This is a genomic window from Pseudomonas sp. EGD-AK9, from assembly GCF_000465935.2.
Taxonomy (GTDB): domain Bacteria; phylum Pseudomonadota; class Gammaproteobacteria; order Pseudomonadales; family Pseudomonadaceae; genus Aquipseudomonas.
The window spans coordinates 1-12159 of sequence record NZ_AVOF01000032.1; the positions used below are offsets into that span (position 1 = coordinate 1).

Annotated in this window: 12 protein-coding genes and 1 riboswitch; of the genes, 9 read left to right on the forward strand and 3 right to left on the reverse strand. The window is 67.8% G+C overall.

The annotated features are described in order from the left end of the window. Together N878_RS01545 and N878_RS01550 are read right to left on the reverse strand one after the other, a co-directional pair. The coding region (locus N878_RS01545) for an FAD-dependent oxidoreductase (protein ID WP_031302563.1) at positions 1 to 230 on the reverse strand (230 nt) is incomplete at its 3' end. A 68-nt stretch (positions 231 to 298) separates the two neighbouring features. Then, positions 299 to 631: a multidrug efflux SMR transporter gene (locus tag N878_RS01550; RefSeq protein WP_021441921.1), complete on the reverse strand. Its 333-nt coding sequence runs from the start codon at positions 629 to 631 to the stop codon at positions 299 to 301. A gap of 90 nt (positions 632 to 721) precedes the next feature. On the opposite strand from N878_RS01550, the gene N878_RS01555 reads away from it, so the two are divergent. Both N878_RS01555 and waaA read left to right on the forward strand, forming a co-directional pair. Continuing rightward, positions 722 to 1609, forward strand: a complete 888-nt coding sequence (locus N878_RS01555) for a LysR family transcriptional regulator (RefSeq protein ID WP_021441922.1) — start codon at positions 722 to 724, stop codon at positions 1607 to 1609. A gap of 185 nt (positions 1610 to 1794) precedes the next feature. Next, entirely contained in the window at positions 1795 to 3075 is a 1281-nt protein-coding gene (waaA, locus tag N878_RS01560; protein ID WP_021441923.1) for a lipid IV(A) 3-deoxy-D-manno-octulosonic acid transferase, read from the forward strand. A 65-nt stretch (positions 3076 to 3140) separates the two neighbouring features. On the opposite strand, the gene N878_RS01565 is transcribed toward waaA, so the two are convergent. Beyond that, entirely contained in the window at positions 3141 to 4583 is a 1443-nt protein-coding gene (locus tag N878_RS01565) for a TolC family outer membrane protein (protein ID WP_021441924.1), read from the reverse strand. Positions 4584 to 4803: 220 nt separating this feature from the next. Beyond that, a riboswitch (TPP riboswitch) is annotated at positions 4804 to 4910 on the forward strand. Between the two features lie 96 nt (positions 4911 to 5006). Here N878_RS01565 and thiC point away from each other — a divergent pair. The 7 genes from thiC to N878_RS01600 form a co-directional block, all read left to right on the forward strand. Further along, complete coding sequence (thiC, locus tag N878_RS01570) at positions 5007 to 6890, forward strand: phosphomethylpyrimidine synthase ThiC (RefSeq protein ID WP_031302564.1); 1884 nt, start codon at positions 5007 to 5009, stop codon at positions 6888 to 6890. Positions 6891 to 6986: 96 nt separating this feature from the next. Next, a complete protein-coding gene (locus N878_RS01575; RefSeq protein ID WP_021441926.1) occupies positions 6987 to 7586 on the forward strand; it encodes an NUDIX domain-containing protein in 600 nt (199 codons plus the stop codon). Then, entirely contained in the window at positions 7577 to 8029 is a 453-nt protein-coding gene (locus N878_RS01580; RefSeq protein WP_021441927.1) for a DUF1249 domain-containing protein, read from the forward strand. The genes N878_RS01575 and N878_RS01580 overlap by 10 nt, the downstream gene beginning before the upstream one ends. A 202-nt stretch (positions 8030 to 8231) precedes the next feature. Then, positions 8232 to 9047 carry a 3',5'-cyclic-AMP phosphodiesterase gene (cpdA, locus tag N878_RS01585; protein WP_021441928.1) on the forward strand — a complete coding sequence of 272 codons (816 nt, stop codon included), beginning with the start codon at positions 8232 to 8234 and terminating at the stop codon, positions 9045 to 9047. Between the two features lie 61 nt (positions 9048 to 9108). Further along, on the forward strand, positions 9109 to 9720 hold the full coding sequence (locus N878_RS01590) for a YqiA/YcfP family alpha/beta fold hydrolase (protein ID WP_021441929.1): 612 nt from the start codon (positions 9109 to 9111) through the stop codon (positions 9718 to 9720). Between the two features lie 15 nt (positions 9721 to 9735). After that, positions 9736 to 11634 carry a DNA topoisomerase IV subunit B gene (gene parE / locus N878_RS01595; protein WP_021441930.1) on the forward strand — a complete coding sequence of 633 codons (1899 nt, stop codon included), beginning with the start codon at positions 9736 to 9738 and terminating at the stop codon, positions 11632 to 11634. Then, positions 11634 to 12159: esterase-like activity of phytase family protein (locus N878_RS01600; protein WP_021441931.1), on the forward strand; the 526-nt coding region annotated here is incomplete at its 3' end. The genes parE and N878_RS01600, both read left to right, overlap by 1 nt.

The window sequence follows — 12159 nt, forward strand, 5'->3', positions numbered from 1 at the left end:
CGCCGCGGCATGTCGGCGATGGCCTCGGAGGCGCCGCTCAGGGCGCCATGCAGGGCGTACTTGGCACCGCCGTGGATGATGCCCTGGGACTTCACGCTCTGCCCGCCGCCGAGGCTGCCACTCTCCAGCAGCAGGGTGGCGAAACCCTGGCGACGCAGGCGCGCGTTGAGCCAGAGGCCGGCGATGCCGCCGCCGACGATCAGGACATCGGTGCTGAGGGACTGGGACATGAACGGGCCTCGCCGGAAAACAGGGGCGCAAGTATAACCCGCCCGGGCCGGCCTGCCCGAGGCCGCCGTCAGTGGCCGGTGGACTGCGAGAACAGCTGAATCACCAGCACCCCGCTGACGATCAGGCCCATGCCCAGCACCGCCGGCAGATCGAGCTTCTGCTGGTAGAGGAACAGCGCGGCGACGCTGACCAGGACGATACCCAGGCCGGCCCAGATGGCGTAGGCGATACCCACCGGAATGGTGCGCACCACCAGGGTCAGCATCCAGAAGGCGATGGCGTAGCCGCCCACCACCAGCAGCAGCGGCAGCGGCTTGTTGAAGCCGTCGATGGCCTTCATCGAGGTGGTGGCGACCACTTCGGCGGCGATGGCGATGGCGAGGTAGAGGTATCCGGGCATGGCGGCGACTCCTGAGCGATGGCGCGATTCTAAGCTCGCCAGCGATGGGATAAAGTCATTACCCATCTGAATTACAGATAGGTTGACCCCATGAACTGGAACCTCGATCAGCTGCACCTGTTTGTCCGCACGGCCGAATGCCGCTCCTTCTCCGCCGTGGCGCGGGAGGTGGGGCGCGCGCAGTCGGCGGTGAGCACCGCCATCGCCCTGCTCGAAGCCGACCTCGGCGTGCAGCTGTTCGAGCGCAGCAGCGGGCGCCAGCCACAGCTGACCGAAGCCGGTGCGGCCCTGCTGGAGGAAGCCCGCAGCGTGCTGCAGCAGTGCGAGCGCCTGGACGGCCGCGCCTTCGGTCTGGCGCGCGGCGAGGAGGCGCGCCTGCGTCTGGCGCAGGACGAAGCCATGCCCTATCAGCCGGTACTGGCCAGCCTGGGGGCGCTGGCCGAGGCCTTTCCCCGGCTCGAGGTGCAGCTGTCCAGCGGCGCCCAGGGCGATGTGGCGCGCAAGCTGCTGCAGCGCCAGGCCGACCTGGGCCTGCTGTTTCATCACGAACAGATGCCCAGGGAGCTGGAAAGCCAGCGCCTGGGCACCATCGAGATGGTCACGGTGTGCAGCCCGCAGCACCCGCTGGCCGGACGCGCCAGCGTGGAGCGCCGCGATCTGGCCGAACACCGCCAGTTGCTGATGACGCCGCAGGACAGCCACTACCCCGGCGGCGAGCAGATCAGTCCGCTGGTGTGGCGCGCCGACAGCTTCTACGTGATGGCCGAGCTGGTGATTCGCGGCCTGGGCTGGGCCTGGCTGCCGCGCCACGTGGCGCAGTACCCGACCTATCAGGGCCACCTGCAGGAACTGCGCAGCGACTGGGCGCCGCTGCCGCTGGTGGTGGAGCTGGTGTGCCGCCGCGACGGCGCGCTCGGCCCGGCGGCCAACTGGCTGGCCGACTGCCTGGCGCGCGAGCTACTGCGCCCGCAGGCCTGAGAGCCCCTCCAAACTCTGCTGCGCGTCGGCACTGCTGCGTTAAAAACAGGCTCGGGATGCTCATGTACAAAAGCACACTCCGCTTCCTCGCCTGTTTTTGCCTTGCATTGCTCTAGCTCGCGAGACGTTGAACGGGCTCTAAGTCCACTTCCAGGAGCGGGCCTCGACCGCTAAGCTGCGCGCCCATGAACAGACACCTCTATACCCTGCTGCTGCACCTGGCCCTGCCCCTGATCGCCCTGCGCCTGGCCCTGCGCGCGCGCAAGGCGCCGGCTTACGCGCGACGGATCGAGGAGCGTTTTGCCTTCGCCCTGCCAGCGCTGAAACCGGGCGGCATCTGGGTGCACGCGGTGTCGGTCGGCGAGAGCATCGCCGCCGCACCGCTGGTCCGCGCGTTGCAGGCGCGTTATCCCGATCTGCCGATCACCGTCACCTGCATGACCCCGACCGGCTCCGAGCGCATCCAGGCGCTGTTCGGCGATGGCGTGCAGCATTGCTACCTGCCCTACGACCTGCCCTGGGCCGCCGCGCGTTTTCTGCGTCGAGTGCAGCCGCGCCTGGCCGTGGTAATGGAAACCGAGCTGTGGCCCAACCATATCCACCAGTGCGCCAGGCGCGGCATCCCGGTGGCGCTGGCCAACGCTCGGCTGTCGGAACGCTCGGCACGCGGCTACGGGCGCTTCAGGCGACTCACCGCGCCGATGCTCGCCGAGCTGTCGCTGATCGCCGTGCAGACCCAGGCCGAGGCCGAGCGCTTTCTCGCCCTCGGCGCGCGCCGCGACTGCGTCGAGGTGACCGGCTCGATCAAGTTCGACCTGCAGATCGATGCCGGCCTGGTGCAACGCGCCGCCGAACTGCGCCGCGCCTGGCAGGCCGAGCAGCGCCCGCTGTGGATCGCCGCCAGCACCCATGCCGGCGAGGACGAGATCGTCCTTGCCGCCCATCGGCAGCTCCTGGTCTCCAGGCCGGATGCCCTGCTGATTCTGGTGCCGCGCCACCCCGAGCGCTTCAACTCGGTGCATGAGCTGTGCCTGAATCAAGGGCTGACGACGCGCCGCCGCTCCAGCGGCGAAGCCGTGCAGGCCGGCGACCAGGTGCTGCTCGGCGACAGCATGGGCGAGCTGCTGTTTCTCTACGCCCTGGCCGACGTGGCGTTCGTCGGCGGCAGCCTGGTGGCCAACGGCGGGCACAACCTGCTGGAGCCGGCGGCCCTGGGCAAACCGGTGCTGAGCGGCCCGCACCTGTTCAACTTCCTCGAGATCGCCGCGCAGCTGCGCGAAGCCGGCGCACTGGGCGAGGTGGAAAACGCAGAGCAATTGGCGGAGCGGGTTGCCCGGTTGTTGAGCGAGCCTGGTGAGGTGCAGCGCATGAGCCAGGCCGGCCTGAACGTGCTCAAGGCCAACCAGGGCGCGCTGCAACGCTTGCTGGCGGGGCTGCAAAGGCTGCTGGAAGGGCGTCGCCCCTAGCCCCTGCCGACCCGCGTCAAGAAAAAGCCCGACACGAAGTCGGGCTTTTGCTTGACGCGGGTGGTTCAGAAATCCGGATCGCCCTGCAGGCGCGCCTCGGCGGCCGAGGCCAGATCCGGCGGCAGGAAGTCCTCGTCCGGGTTGTAGTCCGGCTTGAGGAAGCTGCCCAGCGCTTCCAGGTCGGCCGGGCTGAGGGTGCCGGCGGCCTGCTTCAGGCGCAGGTTGTTGAGGATGTAGTCGTAGCGCGCGTCGTTGTAGTTGCGCACCGAGCTGTACAGCTGACGCTGAGCGTCGAGCACGTCGACGATGTTGCGGGTGCCGACCTGGTAGCCGATCTCGGTGGCCTCCAGCGCGCTCTGGTTGGAGATGATCGACTGCTTGCGCGCCTGCACGGTTTCCACGTCGGTATTCACCGCACGGAACAGGTTGCGGGTGTTCTGCACCACCTGGCGGCGCAGGCTCTCGCGCAGCTGCTCGGTCTGGCCCAGGCGCTGGTAGGCCTCGCGCACCTGCGAGCTGGTCAGGCCGCCGCTGTACAGCGGGATGTTCAGTTGCAGGCCGATGGAGCGCTGGGAGACGTCGCCGCTGTAGGTCGGGCTGCCGAAGGTGCCGCTGTTGCTGAAGCCCAGGCTGTCGTTATCGCCCTTCTGGTAGCTGGCCACCGCGTCCAGGGTCGGTGCATGGCCGGACTTGCGCTGGCGCAGGGTTTCCTCGGCGGCGTCCACCGCATAGTAGCTGGCCTGCAGGTTGAGGTTCTGCGCGGCGGCGGTGTCGACCCAGGACTTGGCGTCGTTCGGCGTCGGCGCCAGCACCGGCAGGGTATGCACAATGCCTTCGACCGCCGCGTAGTCGCGGTTGGTCAGGGTCACCAGGGCCTCGAAGGCGTCCTCCACCGCGCGCTCGGCGAGGATGCGGTTGGCGCGGGCGGTGTCGAAGCCGGCCTGCGCCTCGAGCACGTCGGTCTTGTCCGACAGGCCGACGTCGAAGCGCTCGTTGGCCTGGTCCAGCTGGCGCTTGAACGCCGCTTCCTCGGCCTTGGTCGAGGCCAGGGTGTCCTGCGCGCGGAGCACGGCGAAGTAGGTCTCGGCGCTCTGCAGGATCAGGTTCTGCTCGGTGGCCGACAGCTCCAGCGCGGCCTGCTCGCTGGTGGCCTCGGCGGCCTGCAGCTGGAACCAGCGGTCGGCGCGGAACAGCGGCTGGCTGAGGTTGGCCTGGTAGGTGGTGCCACTGCGCGAGGCGCTGTTGCTCGGCGAGTCGATCTCGGTGCGGGTGTCGCCGTAGGTGGCGCCCGCCGACAGGTTGGGCAGCAGCCCGGCGCGGGCCTGCGGCACCACTTCCCGGCGCGCCTGGTAATCGGCGCGCGCGGCGGCGATATCGGCATTGTTCTTCGCCGCTTCCTGGTACACGGTCACCAGGTCGGTCTTGCTCGACAGCGGGGCCTCTTCGGCCTGGGCCAGGCCTGCGGCGACAGCGGCAATGGCGACGGCCAGGGAAAGTCTGCGCAACATGAAGGTCGATCCTTGAATGGGCGATGATGGGCAAGGCTACGGGGCGCCGCGGGCGAGGGTCAAGCGCACCTTGGACGGCATCAGTCTAGCTGGCGGCAAGCTATGTTGCTCGCCGGGAACAATGCCCGGCAGGCGGCACTAGCGGTCGTTTTCCGACGCACGGGTCGACCTTTTCTGACCCTCGGGTTGGTTTTATCGCTCAAGCTTGATTAGACTGCCCAGGTTCTTGTCGGGGTGCCCCATATGCGGGGCTGAGATTGGCAGCTGCCGGATCCCGTTGAACCTGATCAGGTTAAGGCCTGCGTAGGGAACAAGATGTCCTCGCCAGCGTACCGGCGAGTCCTCTCGGCACCGCCCCATGGTGCGCCTTCGCCCCTCCTCTCTCAGGTTCTGCTCCGACAACCATCCCCGGAGAGAGCCTTGATGAGTGCACAACAACAAAAGAATCTGAGTGAATCGGCTCAGGTCGACCAGCAGTCCGTACAACCCTTTCCCCGTTCGCAGAAGGTCTATGTAGAGGGTTCGCGCCCGGACATCCGCGTGCCGATGCGCGAGATCAGCCTGGACGTGACGCCCACCGACTTCGGTGGCGAGATCAACGCGCCGGTCACCGTCTACGACACCTCCGGCCCCTATACCGATCCGAACGTGACCATCGACGTGCGCAAGGGCCTGGCCGACGTGCGCAGCGCCTGGATCGAGGATCGCGGCGATACCGAAAAGCTGCCGGGACTGTCCTCCGAGTTCGGCCAGCGCCGCCTGGGCGACGCCGAGCTGGCCGCCATGCGCTTCGCCCACGTGCGCAACCCGCGCCGGGCCAAGGCCGGCAAGAACGTCAGCCAGATGCACTACGCCAAGCAGGGCATCATCACCCCGGAGATGGAATACGTCGCCATCCGCGAAAACATGAAGCTGGCCGAGGCCCGCGAGGCGGGGCTGCTCAACGAGCAGCACGCCGGCCATAGCTTCGGCGCCTCGATTCCGAAGGAAATCACCCCCGAGTTCGTGCGCAGCGAAGTGGCCCGCGGTCGCGCCATCATCCCCGCCAACATCAACCACGTGGAACTGGAGCCGATGATCATCGGCCGCAACTTCCTGGTGAAGATCAACGGCAATATCGGCAACTCGGCGCTCGGCTCCTCCATCGAGGAAGAAGTGGCCAAGCTGACCTGGGGCATCCGCTGGGGTTCGGACACGGTGATGGACCTGTCCACCGGCAAGCATATCCACGAGACCCGCGAGTGGATCATTCGCAACAGCCCTGTGCCGATAGGCACCGTGCCGATCTACCAGGCCCTGGAAAAGGTCGGCGGCGTGGCCGAGGACCTGACCTGGGAGCTGTTCCGCGACACCCTGATCGAGCAGGCCGAGCAGGGCGTGGACTACTTCACCATCCACGCCGGCGTGTTGCTGCGCTATGTGCCGCTCACGGCGAAACGCGTGACCGGTATCGTTTCCCGCGGCGGCTCGATCATGGCCAAGTGGTGCCTGGCGCACCACAAGGAAAACTTCCTCTACACCCACTTCGACGACATCTGCGAAATCATGAAGGCCTACGACGTCAGCTTCTCGCTGGGAGACGGCCTGCGTCCCGGCTCGATTGCCGACGCCAACGACGCCGCGCAGTTCGGCGAGCTGGAGACCCTCGGCGAGCTGACCAAGATCGCCTGGAAGCACGACGTGCAGTGCATGATCGAAGGCCCCGGCCACGTGCCGATGCAGCTGATCAAGGAGAACATGGACAAGCAGCTGGAATGCTGCGACGAGGCGCCGTTCTACACCCTCGGCCCGCTGACCACCGACATCGCCCCCGGCTACGACCACATCACCAGCGGCATCGGCGCGGCCATGATCGGCTGGTTCGGCTGCGCCATGCTCTGCTACGTCACGCCCAAGGAGCACCTGGGCCTGCCGAACAAGGATGACGTCAAGACCGGCATCATCACCTACAAGATCGCCGCCCACGCCGCCGACCTGGCCAAGGGCCACCCGGGCGCGCAGATCCGCGACAACGCCCTGTCCAAGGCGCGCTTCGAGTTCCGCTGGGAAGACCAGTTCAACCTCGGCCTCGACCCCGACACCGCGCGCGCCTTCCACGACGAGACCCTGCCCAAGGACTCGGCCAAGGTGGCGCATTTCTGCTCCATGTGCGGGCCGAAGTTCTGCTCGATGAAGATCACTCAGGAAGTGCGCGACTATGCTAAGGAACAGCGCATCGACACCCTCGACCTGGACGCCGAACAGGGCATGCAGGCCAAGGCCGAGGAGTTCAAGGCCCAGGGCAGCCAGCTCTACCAGAAGGTGTAGCCCTCTGGTCACGGAAGCTTGATCTGGCAGCGCTAAGCTCGCTAGTGTGATCGGTAACGGGCCAACTGGCCCGTTACTGCCAGTTGGGGGATGCCTATGGGCAAAGACGACATCGACATCATCGAGCGCGAGGCCTGCTTCCGCGGCTTCTACCAGCTCGACCGGGTGCGCCTGCGCCATCGCCAGTTCGCCGGCGGCATGGGCCCGCAGCTCAGTCGCGAGCTGTTCGTGCGCCACGACGCCGTGTGCGTGCTGCCCTACGACGCGCAACGCGACGAGGTGGTGCTGATCGAGCAGTTCCGCGTCGGCGCCATGGACAAGAGCGCCAACCCCTGGCTGCTGGAGCTGGTGGCCGGCCTGATCGACAAGGACGAAGAACCCGAGGAGGTCGCCCGCCGCGAGGCGGTCGAGGAAGCCAACCTGCAGCTGACTGCGCTGTGGCCGATTACCCAGTACTACCCCTCGCCCGGCGGCTCCGACGAGCGCGTGCACCTGTTCGTCGGGCGCTGCAGCAGCGAGGGCGCCGGCGGCGTGCATGGCCTGGCCGAGGAAGGCGAGGACATCCGCGTGCACGTCTGGCCGCTGGCCGATGCCCTGCAGGCGGTGAAGGACGGCCGCATCGACAACGCCGCCAGCATCATCGCCCTGCAATGGCTGGCGCTCAATCGCGACGAAGTGCGGGGGATGTGGTCGTGAACCTGGTGCGCGAGCGCTACCGGGTCGACCTGGTCGAACTGCAGGCCGCCTGCGAGGCCAACTACGCTCGCCTGATGCGCCTGCTGCCGGACATGCGCAGCGAGCCCCAGGCGCGGCGCGTGGCCCTGAGCCAGGGCGACCGCCTGCTCGGCGTGCTCAGCCTGGAAGTGGTCGAAGCCTGCCCCTACACCACCACCCTGCGCGCCCGCCAGGAGCACAGCCTGCCCTGGCTGCCGGTGCCGCAGCTGGAGGTGCGGGTCTATCATGACGCGCGCATGGCCGAAGTGGTCGGTGCCGAGAATGCCCGCCGCCTGCACAGCCGCTACCCTTATCCCAATGCCGCCATGCACCAGCCGGACGAGAAGAGCCAGCTCAACCTGTTTCTCGGCGAATGGCTCAGCCATTGCCTGGCCTGTGGCCACGAACCCCAGCCGGTCATCTGAACCGTCAAGCTTCGCACCGCCCGGCCGATAGCGCGGCGCGGCTTTTGTGGCCTGCCATCCCTGGCGGCCACCCTGCGGGCCGTCGCAGGCGACGTCAAAAAACGCTCCTGGCGTTTTTTCTGTGATCTGCGTCCGCTTCGCGGGTTTTCCCTTTAGCGCGGCAACCACCATAATTCACCCGATTGTGCCCTAGGAGACGGTCTTGCCGAGCCTGCCCACCCCTTCCGCTGATTCCTCGGTCCTGCTGGTGCAGCTGTCCGACAGCCACCTGTTCGCCGAAGCGGATGGCAAGCTGCTGGGCATGGACACCTGCGACAGCCTGCAGCGGGTGATCGAACGGGTGCAGCAGGAGCAGGCGCAGATCGACCTGATCCTGGCCACCGGCGACCTGTCGCAGGACGGCAGTCAGGCCTCCTACCAGCGTTTCCGCCAGCTCACCGCCGCCATCGGCGCGCCGGCGCGCTGGCTGGCCGGCAACCACGACGAAGTGCCGCCGATGCAGGCCGCCTGCAACGGCAGCGCGCTGCTGGAGCCGGTGATCGACCTCGGTGCCTGGCGCATCGTCATGCTCGATTCCTCGATCCCCGGCGCGGTGCCCGGCTTTCTCGCGGACAGCCAGCTCGAGCTGCTGGAGCGGGCGCTGAGCGAGGCGCCGCAGCGTCACCACCTGGTCTGCCTGCACCACCACCCGGTGTCCATCGGCTGCAAATGGATGGAACCCATCGGCCTGCGCAACCCGGACGCCCTGTTCGCCGTGCTGGCCCGCCACCGGCAGGCCAAGGCCCTGCTCTGGGGCCATATCCACCAGGAATTCGACCAGCAGCGCGGCGGCCTGCGCCTGCTCGCCTCGCCCTCCACCTGCGTGCAGTTCGCCCCCGGCAGCGAGGATTTCCAGGTCGGCAGCGAGGCGCCCGGCTACCGCTGGCTGCGCCTGCATGCCGACGGCCGCCTGGACACCGGCGTATCGCGCGTCACCGGTATCCATTTCGAGGTGGATTACAGCGTCAAGGGCTACTGAAACACCCCCAATCAGCTTGAGGCTTGCAGCTTGCGGCCTCGGACTAGTAGCCTCCCGCCCCATGACCGCATCCATCCTCTATATCCACGGCCTCAACAGCTCGCCGGCTTCGCACAAGGCCAGCCAGCTGAGCCGCGCCATGCGCAGCCTGGGCCTCGACGCCCGGTTGCGGGTGCCGGCGCTGCACCATCATCCGCGCCAGGCCATGGCGCAGCTCGAAGCCCTGGTGGCGGAACTCGGCCAACCCGTGCTGGTGGGCAGCTCGCTGGGCGGCTACTACGCCACCTATCTGGCCGAGCGCCATGGCCTCAAGGCGCTGCTGATCAATCCCGCGGTACGCCCGCACCTGCGGTTCGACGGCTACCTCGGCCCGCAGCAGAATTACTACAGCGACGAGACCTGGGAACTGACCGAAGATCACATCGAGGCCCTGGCCGAGCTGGAGGTGGCGCCCCCCAGCGACCCGGTGCGCTACCGGGTATGGCTGCAGACCGGCGACGAGACCCTCGACTACCGCGACGCCGAACGCTACTACCGGGCCTGCGCCCTGCGCATCCAGGCCGGCGGCGACCACGGTTTCCAGGGCTTCGCCGCCGACCTGCCGATGCTCTTCGCTTTCGCCGGGATCGACGCCACACTCTGGCGCGATACCGACTTTTCCGCACTCATTTGACGAACAAGAGAGCCCATGGCCCAGCAGAACGCCTATAACGCCGACGCCATCGAAGTCCTTTCCGGCCTCGACCCGGTGCGCAAGCGCCCGGGCATGTACACCGACACCACGCGGCCCAACCACCTGGCCCAGGAAGTCATCGACAACAGCGTCGACGAGGCGCTGGCCGGGCATGCCAAGTCGATCCAGGTGATCCTCCACGAGGACAACTCGCTGGAAGTGCTCGACGACGGCCGCGGCATGCCGGTGGATATCCACCCGGAAGAAGGCGTGCCGGGCGTCGAGCTGATCCTCACCAAGCTGCATGCCGGCGGCAAGTTCTCCAACAAGAACTACCAGTTCTCCGGCGGCCTGCACGGCGTCGGCATCAGCGTGGTCAACGCCCTGTCGACCCGCGTGGTGGTGACCGTCAAGCGCGACGGTAACGAGTACCAGATGAGCTTCGCCGACGGCTTCAAGGCCAGCGAGCTGGAAGTGGTCGGTACGGTGGGCAAGCGCAACACCGGCACCAGCGTGCACTTCTGGCCCGACGCCAAGTATTTCGACTCCTTCAAGTTCTCGGTCAGCCGCCTCAAGCACGTGCTCAAGGCCAAGGCCGTGCTGTGCCCGGGGCTAAACGTCAGCTTCGAAGACAAGGCCTCGGGCGAGAAGGTAGAGTGGCTGTATGAAGACGGCCTGCGCTCCTACCTGGTCGACGCCGTCAGCGAGTTCGAGCGCCTGCCCGCCGAACCCTTCGTCGGCAGCCTGGCCGGCAACAAGGAGGCGGTGGACTGGGCCCTGCTGTGGCTGCCCGAGGGTGGCGACGCGGTGCAGGAAAGCTACGTCAACCTGATCCCCACCGCCCAGGGCGGCACCCACGTCAACGGCCTGCGCCAGGGCCTGCTGGACGCCATGCGCGAGTTCTGCGAGTTCCGCAACCTGCTGCCGCGCGGGGTGAAACTGGCGCCGGAAGACGTCTGGGAACGCATCGCCTTCGTCCTCTCGATGAAGATGCAGGACGCCCAGTTCTCCGGGCAGACCAAGGAGCGCCTGTCCTCGCGCGAGGCCGCCGCCTTCGTCTCCGGCGTGGTCAAAGACGCCTTCAGCCTGTGGCTCAACGCCCACCCGGAAACCGGCCTGGCCCTGGCCGAGCTGGCCATCAGCAACGCCGGCCGTCGCCTCAAGGCGGGCAAGAAGGTCGAGCGCAAGAAGATCACCCAGGGCCCGGCGCTACCCGGCAAGCTGGCCGACTGCGCCGGGCAGAACCCGCTGCGCTGCGAGCTGTTCCTGGTCGAGGGCGATTCCGCCGGCGGCAGCGCCAAGCAGGCGCGCGACAAGGAGTTCCAGGCGATCATGCCGCTGCGCGGCAAGATCCTGAACACCTGGGAAGTCGACGGCAGCGAGGTGCTGGCCTCACAGGAGGTGCACGACATCGCCGTGGCCATCGGCATCGACCCCGGCTCCAGCGACCTCTCCGGGCTGCGCTACGGCAAGATCTGCATCCTCGCCGACGCCGACTCCGACGGCCTGCACATCGCCACCCTGCTCTGCGCCCTGTTCGTCCGCCACTTCCGCGCCCTGGTCGACGCTGGCCACGTCTACGTGGCCATGCCGCCGCTGTACCGCATCGACCTGGGCAAGGAGATCTTCTATGCCCTCGACGACGCCGAGCGCGACGGCATCCTCGACCGCCTGGTGGCCGAGAAGCGCCGCGGCAAGCCGCAGGTGACCCGTTTCAAGGGCCTCGGCGAGATGAACCCGCCGCAGCTGCGCGAAACCACCATGGACCCCAACACCCGCCGCCTGGTGCAGCTGACCCTGGACGATTTCGAGGGCACCCGCGAGGTGATGGACATGCTGCTGGCGAAAAAACGCGCCGGCGACCGCAAGAGCTGGCTGGAAACCAAGGGCAACCTGGCCGAGGTACTGGCCTGATGCGCAGGCTGTTGCTGGCACTCGGCCTGCTGGCCGGCGGCGCCCACGCCGAGCCCGCGGCGCTGGAAGAACTGCAGCTGCAGGCCGAATACCCGGTGAGCGAGATGACCGGCGGCAACCTGTCCGGCCTGGCCCAGTGCGGCGAGGCGCTGTGGGCGGTGTCCGACCGCGACGACGCGACCCTCTACCAGCTGCACCGTGAAGACGGCCTGCTGCGCGCCGAGGGCGAACCCTTCGTCGCCCCCGAGCCGCCCGACAGCGCCCTGCCCTGGGGCCTGCGCATGCGCAACTGGGCCGCCAGCCTGGTACGCGGCGGCAAGCTGGATTTCGAAGGGCTGTCCTGCGATGCCCAGGGCAACCGCTACCTGGTCAGCGAGACGCGCGCCGCGGTGCTGCAGGTGGCGCCCAGCGGCAGCGCGCAGTGGCTCAACTTGCCCAGCGGCCTGGTGCGCCAGGCGCGTGCCAGCGGCATGCTGCTGCACTTCAACCAGGGCTTCGAGGGCATCGCCGTCGACCCCAGCGGCG

Bases quoted from the DNA above. Each gene is read 5' to 3' on its own strand.
- waaA (WP_021441923.1), top strand. From the start codon at position 1,795: ATGAACAGACACCTCTATACCCTGCTGCTGCACCTGGCCCTGCCCCTG.
- N878_RS01590 (WP_021441929.1), top strand. From the start codon at position 9,109: ATGACCGCATCCATCCTCTATATCCACGGCCTCAACAGCTCGCCGGCT.
- N878_RS01565 (WP_021441924.1), bottom strand. From the start codon at position 4,583: ATGTTGCGCAGACTTTCCCTGGCCGTCGCCATTGCCGCTGTCGCCGCA.
- N878_RS01575 (WP_021441926.1), top strand. From the start codon at position 6,987: ATGGGCAAAGACGACATCGACATCATCGAGCGCGAGGCCTGCTTCCGC.
- parE (WP_021441930.1), top strand. From the start codon at position 9,736: ATGGCCCAGCAGAACGCCTATAACGCCGACGCCATCGAAGTCCTTTCC.
- N878_RS01555 (WP_021441922.1), top strand. From the start codon at position 722: ATGAACTGGAACCTCGATCAGCTGCACCTGTTTGTCCGCACGGCCGAA.
- N878_RS01550 (WP_021441921.1), bottom strand. From the start codon at position 631: ATGCCCGGATACCTCTACCTCGCCATCGCCATCGCCGCCGAAGTGGTC.
- thiC (WP_031302564.1), top strand. From the start codon at position 5,007: ATGAGTGCACAACAACAAAAGAATCTGAGTGAATCGGCTCAGGTCGAC.